The 16,040-nt window shown below is 42.3% G+C and carries 14 protein-coding genes; 5 read left to right on the forward strand and 9 right to left on the reverse strand.

Annotated features, from left to right (window positions below):
• Positions 1 to 109 precede the first annotated feature (109 nt).
• Positions 110 to 1,519: a glycosyltransferase gene (locus ACM0OT_RS13765; RefSeq protein WP_414564895.1), complete on the forward strand. Its 1,410-nt coding sequence runs from the start codon at positions 110 to 112 to the stop codon at positions 1,517 to 1,519.
• A 119-nt stretch (positions 1,520 to 1,638) separates the two neighbouring features.
• Here ACM0OT_RS13765 and ACM0OT_RS13770 read toward each other — a convergent pair whose 3' ends face one another.
• Entirely contained in the window at positions 1,639 to 3,537 is a 1,899-nt protein-coding gene (locus tag ACM0OT_RS13770) for a DNA polymerase III subunit gamma/tau (RefSeq protein WP_414564896.1), read from the reverse strand.
• 292 nt (positions 3,538 to 3,829) lie between these two features.
• On the opposite strand from ACM0OT_RS13770, the gene ACM0OT_RS13775 reads away from it, so the two are divergent.
• Entirely contained in the window at positions 3,830 to 4,528 is a 699-nt protein-coding gene (locus ACM0OT_RS13775) for a hypothetical protein (RefSeq protein WP_414564897.1), read from the forward strand.
• Between the two features lie 53 nt (positions 4,529 to 4,581).
• On the opposite strand, the gene lipB is transcribed toward ACM0OT_RS13775, so the two are convergent.
• Entirely contained in the window at positions 4,582 to 5,262 is a 681-nt protein-coding gene (gene lipB, locus ACM0OT_RS13780) for a lipoyl(octanoyl) transferase LipB (RefSeq protein ID WP_414564898.1), read from the reverse strand.
• Positions 5,263 to 5,664: 402 nt separating this feature from the next.
• Between lipB and hpf the strand changes: the two genes are divergently transcribed.
• Positions 5,665 to 6,315, forward strand: coding sequence for a ribosome hibernation-promoting factor, HPF/YfiA family (hpf, locus tag ACM0OT_RS13785; protein WP_414564899.1), 651 nt, complete (start codon positions 5,665 to 5,667; stop codon positions 6,313 to 6,315).
• Between the two features lie 202 nt (positions 6,316 to 6,517).
• On the opposite strand, the gene ACM0OT_RS13790 is transcribed toward hpf, so the two are convergent.
• The 4 genes from ACM0OT_RS13790 to ACM0OT_RS13805 all read right to left on the reverse strand — a co-directional run bounded on the left by ACM0OT_RS13790 (position 6,518) and on the right by ACM0OT_RS13805 (position 10,574).
• On the reverse strand, positions 6,518 to 6,979 hold the full coding sequence (locus ACM0OT_RS13790) for a peroxiredoxin (protein ID WP_414564900.1): 462 nt from the start codon (positions 6,977 to 6,979) through the stop codon (positions 6,518 to 6,520).
• A 20-nt stretch (positions 6,980 to 6,999) separates the two neighbouring features.
• Entirely contained in the window at positions 7,000 to 8,931 is a 1,932-nt protein-coding gene (locus tag ACM0OT_RS13795; protein WP_414564901.1) for an ATP-binding cassette domain-containing protein, read from the reverse strand.
• A gap of 297 nt (positions 8,932 to 9,228) precedes the next feature.
• Positions 9,229 to 9,645 (reverse strand): DUF1824 family protein, encoded by a 417-nt coding sequence (locus ACM0OT_RS13800; protein ID WP_414564902.1) that lies wholly within the window; start codon positions 9,643 to 9,645, stop codon positions 9,229 to 9,231.
• An 80-nt stretch (positions 9,646 to 9,725) separates the two neighbouring features.
• Complete coding sequence (locus ACM0OT_RS13805; RefSeq protein ID WP_414546015.1) at positions 9,726 to 10,574, reverse strand: prohibitin family protein; 849 nt, start codon at positions 10,572 to 10,574, stop codon at positions 9,726 to 9,728.
• 143 nt (positions 10,575 to 10,717) lie between these two features.
• Between ACM0OT_RS13805 and ACM0OT_RS13810 the strand changes: the two genes are divergently transcribed.
• A complete protein-coding gene (locus ACM0OT_RS13810) occupies positions 10,718 to 12,526 on the forward strand; it encodes an ABC transporter ATP-binding protein (RefSeq protein WP_414564903.1) in 1,809 nt (602 codons plus the stop codon).
• A gap of 42 nt (positions 12,527 to 12,568) precedes the next feature.
• On the forward strand, positions 12,569 to 13,006 hold the full coding sequence (locus tag ACM0OT_RS13815; protein ID WP_414564904.1) for a hypothetical protein: 438 nt from the start codon (positions 12,569 to 12,571) through the stop codon (positions 13,004 to 13,006).
• Positions 13,007 to 13,024: 18 nt separating this feature from the next.
• Here ACM0OT_RS13815 and ACM0OT_RS13820 read toward each other — a convergent pair whose 3' ends face one another.
• From ACM0OT_RS13820 to ACM0OT_RS13830, 3 genes are all read right to left on the reverse strand, one after another.
• A complete protein-coding gene (locus tag ACM0OT_RS13820; protein WP_414564905.1) occupies positions 13,025 to 14,533 on the reverse strand; it encodes a cryptochrome/photolyase family protein in 1,509 nt (502 codons plus the stop codon).
• Positions 14,534 to 14,867: 334 nt separating this feature from the next.
• Complete coding sequence (locus tag ACM0OT_RS13825; RefSeq protein ID WP_414564906.1) at positions 14,868 to 15,122, reverse strand: TIGR03643 family protein; 255 nt, start codon at positions 15,120 to 15,122, stop codon at positions 14,868 to 14,870.
• Between the two features lie 39 nt (positions 15,123 to 15,161).
• Complete coding sequence (locus tag ACM0OT_RS13830; protein ID WP_414564907.1) at positions 15,162 to 16,025, reverse strand: Tab2/Atab2 family RNA-binding protein; 864 nt, start codon at positions 16,023 to 16,025, stop codon at positions 15,162 to 15,164.
• Positions 16,026 to 16,040 lie beyond the last annotated feature (15 nt).

Below are 16,040 nucleotides of genomic sequence, written 5' to 3' on the forward strand. Positions count from 1 at the left end.
CATGATCCAGTAGTAACTACAAGTGTATGCAGGCTGTATGTTTGATTGTTACCTGATTTTTAGTTTCTGCAAAGTGTATAACAATACTGGTTTTTAAATCAATTAAACTATGCCAGCGAATTCCTGGCCCGAGAACGATTATTACGACGAGCTTGACCCACTCAACTCCCTGTTATCCGACCAATTGGCCAATGGTGAAGAGTCAGTGGTAGAGGCAGATTCTATGCCTTTGCCATCAAGGTTTCAAGGACGTAGACGCAAAGCCGCTCTAGTTTTAAGTGTAGTTTGGAGCGGTACTATTGCTCTACATTTAGCTTCGTGGGGTTCAATATTCATCCTCGGACTGACAACTCTTTTGGGATTTCACGCTTTAGTGATAGTGTTTGCTAGACCTCGCCGCTATCACAAAGAAATACAGGGAGATGTACCGTCTGTATCTATATTGGTAGCAGCGAAAAACGAAGACGCAGTTATTGGTAAATTAGTCAAGAATCTTTGTAATCTGGAATATCCAGATGGCAAGTATGAAGTTTGGATAATTGACGATAACAGCACCGATAACACACCCCAAGTCTTAGCAGAATTGGCACAGGAATATGACCAACTCAATGTCTTCAGGCGTTCCCCACAAGCGATTGGTGGTAAATCAGGAGCGTTGAATCAGGTTTTGCCATTGACTAAGGGCGAAATTGTCGCCGTGTTTGATGCAGATGCTCAGGTTGTACCAGATTTACTACTACAGGTAGCACCTTTATTCCAACGAGAAAAGGTGGGGGCGGTGCAGGTACGAAAAGCCATTGCCAACGCCAAGGAAAATTTTTGGACTAAGGGACAGATGGCAGAAATGGCTCTGGATACCTGGTTTCAGCAACAACGTATTGCCATTGGTGGTGTTGGTGAACTGCGGGGTAATGGTCAATTTGTCCGGCGTACAGCCTTAGAAAGTTGTGGCGGGTGGAATGAAGAAACCATTACTGATGATTTGGATATGACCTTCCGCCTACATCTAGACAACTGGGATATTGAGTGTACATTCTACCCAGCGGTGCAGGAAGAAGGTGTGACAAATGCGATCGCACTTTGGCATCAGCGCAATCGTTGGGCAGAAGGTGGTTATCAGCGTTATTTGGATTACTGGGATCTCATACTCAAAAACCGCATGGGTGTGCGGAAAACCTGGGATCTGCTGATGTTCATGCTGACTATGTACATTCTTCCTACAGCAGCAATTCCCGATTTATTAATGGCGGTAGCTCGTCATCGGTTACCAATTTTAGGCCCGGTAACCAGTTTATCGGTGAGCATGTCTGTTGTGGGGATGTTTGCTGGGCTGAAACGTATTCGTCAAGATAAGGAATTTAAGATTCCTACAGCCTTTGTGTTACTGCTACAAACCTTACGTGGCACTTTATATATGTTGCACTGGCTGGTAGTCATGAGTAGTACTACTGCTCGCATGTCTTTTAGACCAAAACGTCTGAAATGGGTGAAAACAGTGCATTCAGGTAACGGAGAATAGTCTTTTTTCCAAATTCCAAAATTGAACACTTAACATCCAAGATTTAGAGTAATTTCTGAATTTTGGATTTTTTTATGGGAGAGCGTGGCTAGGGGCTAGATCTAACATTCCCAACCACATTAATCATCATCGATTTCTGATTCATCTACCCATTCAGAGGTAGTCATGGATTCAGGTGTATCGACTCCATCATCTGTAAACCGAACTATTTGTCCATCAAAAAATTGTGCTAGACGCTGGGCGGCGATCGCTACTTCATCAGTTTCCCAATTCAACTGGTTTGTGGGAATTGTGGGCGACGGTAAAGTTTGCACTCTACTAGTATTTGTCGCTGTTGATTCGGTTCTTGCTGTTGGTGCTGGGGTTGGTGTGATGTTCTTGTTCTGATTGTTGTAGCTAGGCGGAGGTGGTGCCGATTGTTGAACAGTGGAAGGGCTATTGGCTAGAGGTTCCTTTCTAGCCACAGTAGAGTTAGCAACTGTTCCTTCTTCTAAAGTTACTTTGATTTCATGTTGGAAAGCCTGTTGGAAAGCTGTCGTAATAGTAGGCAGGTCTGATTGAACTTTTTTATACCATTTCGCTTTGACACCTACACGCGCCACCCTACCATCAAATTCAACTAAATAGCACATTTGCCGCAGTAACTCTCGCCGGGAAATTGGCTCTAGGTGGGCTAATACTTTTTGCCAATCTTGATTTAAGTCAGATTGTTCTGGTTGTGGTTCTGGGGTTACAGGGGTAGATGTGGGAGGCGTGGGAGGTGTGGGAGGTGATGTGGGAGGCGTGGGAGATGTAGGAGGCGTAGGAGATGGGGAGGTAGAGGGCGTTGGGGCTACTTCTGCTGGGGTTGGGGGGCGTTGGGGAGATGGGGGTGTGATTGTTGGTGTGCTGACTCTTGGGGAAATGCTCGTGGCTACTTGCGGAATATTGGCACTTGGTAATAAACCCAATAAGGTCACTTCTAACCACAAACGCGGTTGGGTGGTATTTTTGATTTGGACTTCGGCTGTGCGTAGGTGTTGCTGTCCTAGCAGAATTGTATTGATATCGAATTTTTGGGCGAACTCAACTAGTGCTGTCCAAGTTTGTTGGGTACAAGTAACTAAATCTGAGCGGTTGGGTGCGGTTTTGGCTATGAGTAAATCGCGGTAGAAAGCAGCGAAGTTTTGCAGGATAATTAGTGGTTCTCGACCACGGTCTAAAATGTTACGGCTACAATCTAAAACTGTTTCTGGGTGATCTTGGGCGATCGCCATTAACAGCGCTAGTAAATCTCGTTCACTCACTGAACCCACTAAATCCCAAACTTTATCTGGGGTGACTTCACCCGCAGACAGGGCTAATTGATCGAGGAGACTTTCTGCATCCCGCAATCCACCCTGGGCCATTTGAGCGACTACGGTGACAGCATCAGGAGAAATATTAATGTTTTCTTTGGAGGCGATCGCACTTAAATGCTTGGTCATCGCCTCTAACTGAATCCGTCTAAAATCAAACCTTTGGCAGCGAGAAATAATCGTTGGTAATACTCGCTGGGGGTCGGTTGTGGCTAAGACAAACACTACATGCTTTGGTGGTTCCTCTAAGGTCTTTAGTAGTGCATTGAATGCTGCCGTACTGAGCATATGGCATTCATCCACCACATAAACTTTGTAGCGACACTGTACAGGCGCAAACTGGGCTTTTTCAATTAATTCACGGATATTATCAACACCAGTATTGCTGGCAGCATCAATTTCTATAACATCGAGAGAATAGCCTTTAGTAATACCTTGACAAACATCACACACGCCGCAAGGTTCAGCCGTGGGCTTGTCACTTTTGAGACAATTGAGCGATTTAGCGAGAATACGGGCACTAGAAGTTTTACCCGTACCTCTGGGGCCAGTAAACAAATAAGCTGGAGCAATTTTAGCTGTACGGATCGCGTTGGTGAGGGTGGTAGCGATCGCTTCTTGTCCCACCAGTTCAGCAAAACTCTTTGGGCGATACTTATGGTGCAGGGGTTGGTAAGACATGGAGAAATAGATTTCAATGCCTTTGGGCGTTGGTGGGTAGCACCCAGATGAGTTTGGGATTCACCTATTTTAACAATTCGCGTCCTTGTCCCCCACTATGACTGTGCGTTGTTGTACCCTACAGAAAAGCAGAAATTTCCGGGCTATACATTTTTTTGAATGTAAGTAGCCACATGGTACAGTGCGATTGCAATAATCTTCGGTTGACATTCTCCTCACCTCTAAACCCTTGCGCGGTGTGGTGAGAGCATTCTTGTCGAATTTAGGTAAACAATACTCAATGGTGCAGCAAATGTTCAGGCGGTTATTTCAGTGGTTCAAAAGCTTTTTTCAAACCTTGTTTGGAGGTAAACGCACTCCCGCCAAGGTAGCGGAGAACTCGCCCAAAGAACCAGCACCACCCCTAAGCGATACGGATTTAGAATTTCTCTTCAACCAACTTCTTGAAGGTGTCCATCAAATGCGGGGTCAAGAGTGGGCGCAAAAATGGTTGCAACGCATCGAGAATCGTGTCTCCACTGAACAATGGGTAGGATGGTTGCGGCGTTTTGGTGAAAGACTGTTAGCGTCACCGTCACCTAACAATGAATTAGCAGCACGCTTAGTGCAACTGGGTGATTTAGGTGTTGGAGAAGTGGGAAATGTTGCCTATGATCTGGGGATGCAACTGTTGTCCCGCAATCAAGGCGAACCAATATGGGAATATGACGGGCCTGATGCAGTTACAACACCTTCACTGTCTCCAGCTAGCGCCCCAGTCCCACAAGCCTCAGTAGAACAAGAAGTAATTCAAAGTGAAAACCTCCCTACTGAGCCAGAAGCCCAAACTGTCACATTAGATCAGTTGTTTATCATGTTGCAGCAGGATGAAAACTTACGCCAACAAATTGGCCAACAGTTGGGAATCGAAACAGACGATCCACAACTGATTATCCAGGAATTAGTTAGTCAATACTATACTCCCAATCAATCGACTACAGATCAAACCTGATTTGGAAAGCCTCTCCCCGCAGACTCTACTGCTGCGAATTGCGAATTGTTTGGTCAGTGTGGTGGGTAGTTTACTTCGACTAATTCCACGCCGAAGACTTCTGCAAAGGACTGGGCTATATGAGTACGTACTTCTTGGCAGGTAATACCGGGAATCCATTGGGCTAAACTGCCTACAGGTTTATCAGCAATGCCGCAGGGGATTATGTGTGCAAAGCCTGACATATCGGGACAAACATTTAGAGCAAACCCATGCATGGTAATCCAGCGGCTAACTTTAATGCCAATGGCGGCGACTTTTCGCCCTTCTAACCACACACCAGTAAAACCGGGGAGGCGATCGCCTGACAACCCATAAATAGCTAACACCCGAATTAATACTTCTTCTAACTGCCGTAGGTACCAATGCAGGTCTTGACGATAATGTCGTAAATTTAAAATCGGATACCCTACCAGTTGACCAGGACAATGATAGGTGACTTCGCCGCCACGTTCAACTCTGTGGACATCAAATTGACTATTTTCTTGGTCAAACTTGATAAATTCTGGGTTACTGCCTTGTCCTAAGGTGTAGACGGGCGGATGCTCTAGCAAGATTAACACATCATCTAAAGTAGGGTCATGAATGCGTTCGTGCAAGAGCGATCGCTGCCATAGGTGAGCATCTATGTATGGCATCAATCCTGCGTTAAATAACAAACAACGTCTCTGATGTGTTTTCGTACTACGGATCATGCCAAAAATCAACTGGTTTATTGACTAAATATATTTCAACTTCCAGGAATTTAGTCAACAAATGTCAAGCTATGCAAAGGATTTTAAAGGAACATCAAGGGAACCTGCATTAGAAAATACAAAGTGCTAGTTTGAATATATAACCTCAATGGTGTTAGGAGGGATTGCTGCAACACGCATCACGCCAACAAATAAGAACGAATAGAAACGAATGCACTGGCTGATGACTCTAATAAATTGTTTGCATCTCGAACCAGATAAAACTGTCAACTTAGAGAAAGCGCACAAACAGTACATTACAATTGTTCACAATTTGTTTTGGCGGTATTGATAGATTACCGCAACTTCTTTTCATACAAAACAAATTCACATCAAATTCAAATATTGAGTGGGAGAGTTTACATGAAGCTTGTCATCCACGGCAAAAATATTGAAATCACCGATGCGATTCGGGAATACGTACATCAAAAGATTGAAAAAGCAGTTAGTCACTTTCAGAACATTACAAATGAAGTGGATGTGCATCTTAGCGTTGCCCGGAATCCTCGCATAAATCCCAGACAAGCGGCTGAAGTCACTATTTTTGCAAATGGTAGCGTCATCCGTGCCGAGGAAAGCAGTGAAAACTTATACGCCAGCATTGATTTAGTGGCAGATAAAATTGCTCGTCAATTGCGTAAATATAAAGAAAGACGGCAAGATAAGAAAACTCATGCCCAACCAACTAATAAGGTAGTAGTTCCCGAACCAGTAGCAGCAGATTTAATAGGCGATCGCACTCCTGAATTACCCAACGAGGTTGTCCGCACAAAATATTTTTCTATGCCACCGATGACAGTTGACGAAGCCTTAGAACAGCTACAACTAGTGGGACATGACTTTTATATGTTCCACAACTCAGAAACTGGCGAGATTAATGTAATTTACGAACGCAACCACGGCGGCTATGGTGTGATTCAACCCCGTAACAATAACGGACACACCAACGGTAAGAATGGCCATTCAGCCCAGACGAATAATTTCGTAGTGGAAAATTCCTACTCGCATAAGTAAAGGAGTAGGGAATCGGGGAAGCAAAGACAAATCACCTCAAAAGTAAACTTTTTTGACTTTTGAACGCCAGTTGCTACAAGTCGGGAAACCCGACGACAGTCGCCTCAAGTCGGGGAACCCGCCCACGGCGCTGTCTCCCCAAAGCACTGGCTCCTTTTGACTTCCCCATTCGCGTAGCGTCTCGCAGAGAAGGGGCTTGTCCCTACTTCGCCGCCAACTGCTGTAAGGTCTTCAGCGCCTCTTCTACATGACCTTTAAAGTTCAACATGGAATCAAATACGTATTGCACAACGCCCTGCTGATCAATCACGTAAGTTACGCGGCCAGGAATTAAACCAAAAGCTGTGGTTGCACCGTATTGCTTCCGCACCTGGTTATCTTTGTCACTTAGCAGGGTAAAGGGTAAGTTGTGCTTGGCGGCAAATTTTTGGTGAGATTCGCTAGAGTCACCACTGATACCAATTACTTCTGCACCAGCAGTTTTAAATACTTCGTATTGATCCCGAAAGGCACAGGATTCGGCTGTACACCCCGGTGTGTCATCTTTGGGATAAAAATATAACACAACAGCTTGCTTTGCCCGAAAATCTCGAAGGCTAACTGTTGCACCGTTTTGGGCTGGTAAAGTGAAATCAGGAGCAGTATCCCCAACTTTAACTAGCATATTATTTTTTACCGATTTTGTTAAGAGTCAATCTCAGCTAATTCTAACCAGCGTTCGGTTGCCATATCAATCGCTTGCTTCAGGGTTTCTACTTGATCGTAAAGGTTTTGGACTTGGGTGTAATTCCCAGGCTTGACGTTTACTAAGGCTTTTTCAGTTTCGGCTTTTTCTGATTCCAACTTGGCAATTTTCCCTTCTAACTCCTCAAATTCGCGCTTTTCCCAGTTTGATAGTCGGCGGCGCTTTTTGTTGTCGGTGTCTGAAGTTGTAGGTGCAGCTTTGATATCTGCTTGTGCTTTTTCTGGTGTATTGGCAGCTTGTTGTTGTTTTTCTGCCTCTTCTTCCGCTTTTTTGTAATCTAGATAAACTGAGTAATTCCCTGGATATTGTCGCAGATTACCGCCTGTTTCCAAGGCAAAAATTGTGTCTACGGTGCGATCTAAGAAGTAGCGATCGTGAGATACTGCAATCACACATCCAGAAAAATCTTCTAAATAATCTTCTAGTACTGCTAACGTCTGTACATCTAAATCATTGGTTGGTTCATCTAATATCAAAACATTAGGCGCACCAATAAGAATCCGTAATAAAAATAAACGCCGTTTTTCGCCCCCAGAAAGCTTATGAATGGGTGCATATTGCTGGTTTCCGGGAAATAGAAACCGTTCCAACATTTGGGAAGCAGAAATTTGTGTACCATCCGAAATTTTGACAAATTCACCTTCTTCTTTGATGTAGTCAATCACGCGCTGATTTTCATCTAAAGCTGTAAGTAACTCTTCGGAATGCTGGTCAAAATAGCCAATGTGAATGGTAGTTCCGATTTCCACACTACCGGAATCTGGCTGCACACGTCCGGTAATAATATCCATTAAAGTAGATTTTCCGGTGCCGTTACCGCCAATAATCCCAATGCGGTCTTCTGGACTAAATTCGTAGGTGAAATCATTAATTAAAGTGCGTCCATCGTAACCTTTAGATACATTATTTAATTCAATAACTTTTTTACCAATACGACGACCAACTGTAGAAATATCAACTTTACCCTGAACTTGTTTAAACTCAGTTTCTCGTAAAGCGTGAGCGCGGTCAATTCTGGCTTTTTGCTTGGTACTTCTAGCTTTTGGCCCCCGACTTAACCATTCCAATTCCCGGCGTAATACACCTTGATGTTTGCGTTGGCTACTGATAGCTGATTCTTCAGCTAAAGCTTTCTTTTCGAGGTAGTATGAATAATTACCTGAGTAAGTAAAAATATCTCCCCGATCTATTTCAATAATCCGGTTTGTCACCTTATCAAGAAAGTAGCGATCGTGGGTTATCAGCAACAGGGCGCCCCGAAAGCGATTTAAATAACTTTGTAACCACTCCACCGAAAGCGCATCCAGATGGTTGGTAGGCTCATCCATCAGTAACACATCTGGTTCTGATAGCAAAGCTGTGGCTAAGGCGATGCGTTTGCGATAGCCTCCCGACAAAGTACCGATGACAGCATCAAAGTCAGAAATTCCTAACTTAGTCAAGATAATTTTAGCGTTGGTTTCTAGTTCCCAAGCACCGGTGGCTTCCATGCGCTGCATTACCTCAGAAAGGCGTGACATTAGTTGACTATCTTCTGGATAGTGAGCCAGTTTATCAGAGAGTTCTTCATACTCACGCACCAAAGCCATGTGTTCGCCACTATCAGCGAAAATTTGTTCTAAAACTGTGTGATTTTCATCTAAGTCTGGTTGTTGGGGTAAATAAATGATCTTTGAACCAGAACCAAAAGTAATTTGCCCACTATCAATTGGTTCTAGTCCAGCAATCATTTTTAATAAGGTTGATTTACCTGAACCATTGGTACCAATTAAACCAACTTTATCAGTAGCATCTAAGCTGAAGCTAGCATCTTTTAATATTTCCTTGATGCCAAAATCTTTTTTAACTGATTGTAATGTAATAATACTCATAAAAATGAATCATTAATTAGTTTCTGTAGAACATTAAGTCTAACAGACAAGGGAGGTTTGCAAATTTGCCAAAAATATACGTAACCGATACTAAAACTCTTTTTAACTTTTTTCCCTTTGTGTCCTTTGTGTACTTTGCGGTTTATTTTTTTACCCTCTGGGGAAAGTCACAATCCCATAATCTTTTGTTCTGCGGCTGTGTATTCAGATTTTCAGATAACCTAACCGCAAAGGACGCTAGTACACAAAGAAAAAAGATTAATAGAGAGAAGAAAGACAAAGCAATCTAGAACCAAGTTAAGCAAATAAATCGAGGGGTAAATGTCCATACATTTCGTTTATTCCCCCTTCATTATATGATTGACAAGAAATTAAAACTCCCCGATGATGCCCCGCATAGGAATCGAGATAGCATAAGCCATTTTTGCCATTTAATTTAATATAAACTGGTCCTTCCGGCGTAGCTAAATTACTAGGAACTTCGTGTCCAAAAGCATGAGAATAAGTTCTCATAGCCATTATTCCTTCTTCTGCGGTATCAGCGCAAATTCCTAATATTTGGTAATCAGAAATACTCGTTACCAACACTAAAGCTCGGCAGACTAACGCTTTTTCCGAAGGTTTGAGAATGGGAGCGATATCTAAGCAATTAAATTTGTTCAGGATTTTTTTGGCTTCGGAGATTGTGAGATTCTGATGATTGGGAGTTGACATAAATTCGTTTGTTGTCTTCTGAGTTTTGTTGGTGTGCTTGAGGTGGGTATAGCCCACCCCATTTGCATTATTTACCTAAGTTATGGTTGATTGGGAACATTCCCTAGATTGAAAATGAATGGCACACTGCCTTTGGCTTCGCCACCCATAACGAGGACATTTGGCATTTGAGAGCCACCATTTCTCCAAGCTTCAATTGCTTCTTTTTGGAGAACTAACTGCCCACCTTGGGCTTTAAGAGTCTCTGCTAATAGTCTTTGAGCTTCTGCTCTACCTTTGGCACGATTAACATCTGCTTGCGCTTGTTGTTCGGCTTCCCGCGCTATATAAACGGCTCTTTGTGCGCGCTGTTCAGCTATTTGTTTTTCTTCTACAGCTCTGGCAAACTCTGGGGAGAAATTTAAGTCAACTACGCTAGTATCTAGCACAATTATCCCATATTTAGCCAAGCGATCGCTCAAAGCCAAATCAAAGTCTTCTTTTAATTCACTCCTTTTAGTAATTGCTTCTTCTACTGTTCTTCTAGCCGCAGCGATTTTAAATGCTTCCTGTGTCTGAGGAGCGATGATTTTCGAGACAATATTTGCTAAAGTTCCCTGTTTTCTTCTCACCTCAACTACCCTTGTAGGATCAAGGCGAAAGTTAATGGCAAATCTCGCAGATAAATTTTGTAAGTCCTTAGTAGAACTTTCCGCCGGGACTTCAAATTTTTGTACTGTCAAATCATACACATCAACTACCGAGACAAGCGGTGGTTTAATGTGAATACCTTCTAGTAGCGCACCATCTCTAGCTTTACCTAAAATGCTGATGACTCCTGCTTGTCCTGGGTTGAGAATCACAAAGGAATTTAGTCCGACGAGGACAATAAGTGCTAACACAATTCCGAAAACTGTGGTTTGCCAATTCCCCAATTGTTGACTTTTCAAGGTTCTATCTCCTTATGCATCTTTTGGCAACTCCTGTACTATGGTGACACGTCCTTTGTCTATCCACTCAAGAATCAGACTACAAAGGCAAGATACTTTCTCCCCATCGTGGTAACATCGAGTTCACGCAACTGTAAATCACTGTGGCTAGAGCAATTAAATCTCATCAAACTTTGACAAGGCGTAGACATTCAGCACATCCGCTTCAACGACTGCTTGACTACGGGAATGAGTATCGTCGGCAAATTTGGCTGGCAATTGGTTGTTCTGTTTTGAATAAACTTTTTGACCTAGCACCACCGGCATTAATTGGGATTGCAGTGGATGTAGTAGTTCAGCAGCAGGACTCTATCATTGCCCAGTTTGGTATTCAAGATATCTTGGGGCAATTTTTGATTCTGTCTTTACTCACTGTTGTCACTTGGATACTAGAATCATTTTTTGAGTATCGATATAAGTTATTGTGGCGCAACTTAGGGCAGAAGATTCAGCATAATTTACGTCTGGATGCATATAAACACCTGCAAGAATTGGAATTAGCTTATTTTGAAGAACGCAGCACTGGTGGTTTAATGTCTATCCTCAGTGATGATGTTAACCAATTAGAGCGTTTTTTGGATGTGGGAGCAAATGACATTATTCAAGTAGCCACAACCGTTGTCATTATTGGTGGGGCATTTTTTGTGTTGGCTCCTAGTATAGCTTGGATGGCAATTTTGCCCATGCCATTTATTCTTTGGGGTTCGGTAGCTTTTCAGAAGTTATTAGCACCACGTTACGCTGATGTGCGGGAAAAGGTAGGTTTACTTAATGGACGTTTGTCCAATAATTTGAGTGGTATTACTACGATTAAGAGTTTCACGGCTGAAGAATATGAAGCCGGACGTTTAGAAATAGAAAGTATAGCTTATAGACAAAGTAACTCCAAAGCGATCGCCCTGTCGGCTGCTTTTATTCCGTTGATTCGGATGTTGATTTTAATTAGTTTTACAGCCTTGTTACTGTTTGGTGGGATGGCAGCAGTAGCTGGGAGAATATCTGTAGGTGTTTATAGTGTATTAATCTTTTTAGTCCAGCGTTTACTTTGGCCTTTAACTAGGTTAGGCGATACCTTTGATTTATATCAACGGGCAATGGCTTCTACTAATCGCGTGATGGATTTATTGGATACTCCTTTGGCGATTCATCCGGGAAATATCACTTTACCTGTGGATAAAGTGCGCGGGGAGGTGGAATTTCATCATGTGAGTTTTGCTTACAAAGATAGATTACCAGTAATTGAAAATCTGTCGTTGCGAGTCCCCGCAGGAAAAACCATTGCTATTGTGGGTGCGACGGGTTCGGGTAAAAGTACTTTAGTGAAACTGCTATTGCGGTTATATGAGGTGAAATCTGGGAAAATTACCCTAGATGGCATTGAATTACAGAATTTAAACTTGCGGGATTTGCGGCGCTGTATTGGCTTGGTGAGTCAAGATGTATTTTTATTTCATGGTACGGTAGCCGAGAATATTGCTTATGGCAGCTTTGATGCTACAGAATCAGAGATAATTACTGCTGCTAAGGTGGCTGAGGCAGATGAATTTATTAGGGAACTGCCCCAAGGTTATGAGACAATTGTCGGGGAGCGTGGTCAAAAGTTATCTGGTGGACAACGCCAGAGAATTGCCATTGCTCGTGCAATACTCAAAGATCCGCCAATTTTGGTTTTAGATGAGGCTACCTCGGCGGTGGATAATGAAACCGAAGCGGCTATCCAGCGATCGCTCGAACGGATTACAGTAGATAGAACTACCATTGCGATCGCTCATCGTCTTTCTACTATTCGCAATGCTGACTGTATTTATGTGATGGAATATGGAAAGTTGATAGAGTCTGGGACTCATGAGGAGTTGTTGGATCACAATGGGGTTTATGCCAGTCTCTGGCGTGTGCAAAGTGGGTTAAGATGATTCTCACGCAAAGGCGCAAAGACGCAAAGATACAAAGATATTATGATGTTTGGTAGTAGTCAGCCGGAAACTGGAGATAGCAAGTGGCGTCGTCAGTTGGATAAGTTTGTTAAGGAAAATCAGCGGGATTTGGCGGCGCTGTTTTGGGGTTTGTGGTTAGCAAATGGTAACAGTCAGGGTACTGTGGGGATTGATTTGCAGCCAACGCCGCATTTTGTTTATTGTCCTCAAGCAGCGATAGAAAATTTAAACGATAAGGTGGAAAATCGGCTTCAGGAAATTTTGGGAATTGTGGATAATCATCAACCTGAAGTGGAAGTGGTGATGATTGGGATTGGGAAAGGTGAGATTAAGTTGATTCAGTTTGCACCGGAACCACCGCCACCTGTTTGTTTTGAGGAGGTGGGAAAGGATGTTGATGCGTTGTTGGATTTGTTGGAGGAAAAGATGAGTGGGGTGGTTTTTTTTAACGCAGAGTGACGCAGAGGGGATTAATTTTCAATACACAGTGGTATCAGCCCACCATTTTTGTGATTGTTGACGGATTGACTGTATTTCTTCAGCAGACATTTTATCTAAGTTTTTTAAAATAAAACTCATCCGCCCTTGAGTCTGTAGTTTATCACGATGTTTATCGAGAAAGTTCCAATAAAAGAAATTAAACGGACAAGCATTTTCACCAATTCGTTCTTTGTGGTTATAAACGCAACTTTTACAATAGTCACTCATCTTATTGATGTAATTGGCCGATGCAGCATAAGGTTTTGATGCTAATCTTCCCCCATCTGCGAATAAACCCATACCAATAACATTTGTTTGCATCACCCAATCATAAGCATCAATAAATGCAGCGTGAAACCAATTTTCTACCGCTTGGGGTGAAATTCCCGCAATGAGAGCAAAGTTACTAAGTATCATTAATCGCTGGATATGATGAGCGTATCCTGTGCGTTGCACTTGAGTAAGAACTTGGTGTAAACAATTCATTTTAGTTTCACCAGTCCAAAATAATTCTGGTAATGGTTGGGTGTAATCAAACCAATTTTTATCAGGGTAATCTGCATCTACAAAATGATAAATTCCCCGCATATATTCACGCCAACCTAAAACCTGACGAATAAAACCTTCTACACTATTTAATGGAATTTGCTGCTTTTGATCAGCTTGTTCGGCTGCTTGAATAACTTCTAATGGTTGGAGTAACCCCAGATTTAAGTAAGGAGAAATTAAGGCGTGCCACATGGTTTCTTCTCCTGTTATCATGGCATCTTGGTAAGTGCCAAAATTAGATAATCTATGTTGAATAAACCAATCTAAAACTTGTAGGGCTTGGGAGCGATTTACTCCCCAACGAAACGGTTCTAAATCTCCATAAGTGGGAATAGTAAGTGATTTAACTTTGGTGATGACATCCTGAGTAATATCATCAGCTTCAAACCACTGTGTAAGCGGTGTATTTAGATTACCTTTGGGTGGTTGGCGATTTTCTTTATCTAAGTTCCAAGTACCCCCAATTGGTTGATTTTTCTCCATCAAAATCTGAAAACGTCGTCTACCTTCTCGATAGAAATCTTCCATTAATAGGCGCTTACGATTTTTAGCCCAATGATTAAATTCTTCTGTACTCCACAAAAAATGATTGTTAGGAACTAGGGTAATTTTACAAGACAAATCTAAACTTTGAATGAATTGGGTAAAAGGTCGGTCATTTGGTATCATCACCCGCAATTCTGTAATGTGATTGTCTTGAATCCATTCTTTTAAGGGTGTGATGAAATCATCGGCTATTTTGTAGGTAACAGCATATGCTTGATGAAGTAATTCTTCAGCAAAATGTCGCATTGCTGACCATACTAAAACTAATTTTTGCTGGTGATAAGGGCGTACTTGGATATGTTGTAGTGATTCAATAAAAATTACATGTACATTCTCTTGATGAGAACAACTTTGTAATGCAGCTTGTTGTTCCCAAAGCTGGTCACCCAATACCCAAATACCAATATTCATAAGTCATTAAGTAGAATGGTGTAAATAATTAAAGGTTTGTAGTGAGTTAGCGCGGTCTACAGCCCTTCTCCTAAAGGAGACGCTACGCGAACGGGCATCCTTCTCCCAAGGGGAGACGCCAAAGGCGAACGGCGGGGGGTTTCCCCCATGAGCGACTAACGTACAGCCTGCGGCATCGGTCGGCATCACCCGTAGGGTGAGGACTTTAGTCCTCTAATAAGGACTGAAGTCCTTACTACGAAACAAATGCAATTTTTTTTACATTACCTCACATAGTTTGGTTTTTTCAAATCGTTCTACTTAGTACAATAATTTATGTTTAAAAATTAAACTTTTAGGTTTTTTGATTATCTGATTTAAATTTACCCGCAATAAAACTTCGCTTATTTAGGTGTTTTGTTTTGCGCTTGGTGACTCGCTCTCGCCACATCCGAAAACTAGATTCTTTCATTTCTCGTCGCATGAGTTTAATTACGTCTTTTTCAGATAAGCCAAATTGCATTTCAATAGCCTCAAAAGGTGTTCTATCTTCCCAGGCCATTTCTATGATGCGATCTATGGTTGTAGAATCTAGTTCGGGTAGCTTCATGGGATTTATTAGATTTTTAGATACTCATACACCTAAAGTCTAAGCTAGATTGATCTCTTGTAAAAGCCAAAATCCAGCAAAAGATTCGGTTTGGGGATCAGATTGTACACCGATAAAATGCACGCCGTTGGCGTTTTGTTTGGCTTTTTCAAAACCTTCAGCTTCTGCTAAAATTTGGGGATTTTTGATATTAGCCAAAATCCAACTTTCAGTAGCACCAGTTTCTAAAACTAATCTTCCACCTTGTTTGGTGTCAAACTTCAAGAAAGCCAACTCCAAGCCAGACATCCAACCGGCTATGGGTAATGCTCTCGGTGAGAAAATTAATACCCCAGGAATCCGGGTTTTTGGCGATAGATGAGCCAATTCTAGGGGAAAAGCTTCACCAAAACCAATTTCCCACTCTGGCATTTCCGCAAAATCCGCAGCTTGTAAGCTAACAAATGCCCATTGTTTGCCTTCTAAAGCATCTGGTAACCTTTGAGGTAAAGGACTTTCCAAACGTACTGAAGGATTAGTCCCTTTTTGATAACCTTCTTCTTGGGGATAAACTTCCTCCATGCGCTGTTTTAGCCATTGGTTGAGAGCTAAAGTACGACGGCTAGCCTGGGCGGGAATACCCACATCCTGACAAGCTTTAGTAATCATATTGTTCATTTGGCGACGGAAAAAGCGAATTTTGATAGGTGGTTCTCCGGCTTTGTCAATTGCTTCTTGCAATGCTGTCCGTAACCAACCCGAATTTACCTGCGTACTAGAACAATATTGTGCGTAGCGAAATAAAGAATCAGTCTGTGTACGAATATCCCCTGGACTTTCGCAAACTAAAACTTCCCAAACTTTTTTCTGATTGTCGTCCAAAATAGGACGAGAGTAAAAATCGATTTCCCAAATACTACCCATGTTTTGCCGTGGAAT

Origin of the sequence: Anabaena sp. CCY 9613, from assembly GCF_963920895.1 — a bacterium.
Lineage (GTDB): Bacteria > Cyanobacteriota > Cyanobacteriia > Cyanobacteriales > Nostocaceae > Cyanocohniella.

Bases quoted from the DNA above. Each gene is read 5' to 3' on its own strand.
- ACM0OT_RS13765 (WP_414564895.1), top strand. From the start codon at position 110: ATGCCAGCGAATTCCTGGCCCGAGAACGATTATTACGACGAGCTTGAC.
- ACM0OT_RS13770 (WP_414564896.1), bottom strand. From the start codon at position 3,537: ATGTCTTACCAACCCCTGCACCATAAGTATCGCCCAAAGAGTTTTGCT.
- ACM0OT_RS13775 (WP_414564897.1), top strand. From the start codon at position 3,830: ATGTTCAGGCGGTTATTTCAGTGGTTCAAAAGCTTTTTTCAAACCTTG.
- lipB (WP_414564898.1), bottom strand. From the start codon at position 5,262: ATGATCCGTAGTACGAAAACACATCAGAGACGTTGTTTGTTATTTAAC.
- hpf (WP_414564899.1), top strand. From the start codon at position 5,665: ATGAAGCTTGTCATCCACGGCAAAAATATTGAAATCACCGATGCGATT.
- ACM0OT_RS13790 (WP_414564900.1), bottom strand. From the start codon at position 6,979: ATGCTAGTTAAAGTTGGGGATACTGCTCCTGATTTCACTTTACCAGCC.
- ACM0OT_RS13795 (WP_414564901.1), bottom strand. From the start codon at position 8,931: ATGAGTATTATTACATTACAATCAGTTAAAAAAGATTTTGGCATCAAG.
- ACM0OT_RS13800 (WP_414564902.1), bottom strand. From the start codon at position 9,645: ATGTCAACTCCCAATCATCAGAATCTCACAATCTCCGAAGCCAAAAAA.
- ACM0OT_RS13815 (WP_414564904.1), top strand. From the start codon at position 12,569: ATGATGTTTGGTAGTAGTCAGCCGGAAACTGGAGATAGCAAGTGGCGT.
- ACM0OT_RS13820 (WP_414564905.1), bottom strand. From the start codon at position 14,533: ATGAATATTGGTATTTGGGTATTGGGTGACCAGCTTTGGGAACAACAA.
- ACM0OT_RS13825 (WP_414564906.1), bottom strand. From the start codon at position 15,122: ATGAAGCTACCCGAACTAGATTCTACAACCATAGATCGCATCATAGAA.
- ACM0OT_RS13830 (WP_414564907.1), bottom strand. From the start codon at position 16,025: ATGGGTAGTATTTGGGAAATCGATTTTTACTCTCGTCCTATTTTGGAC.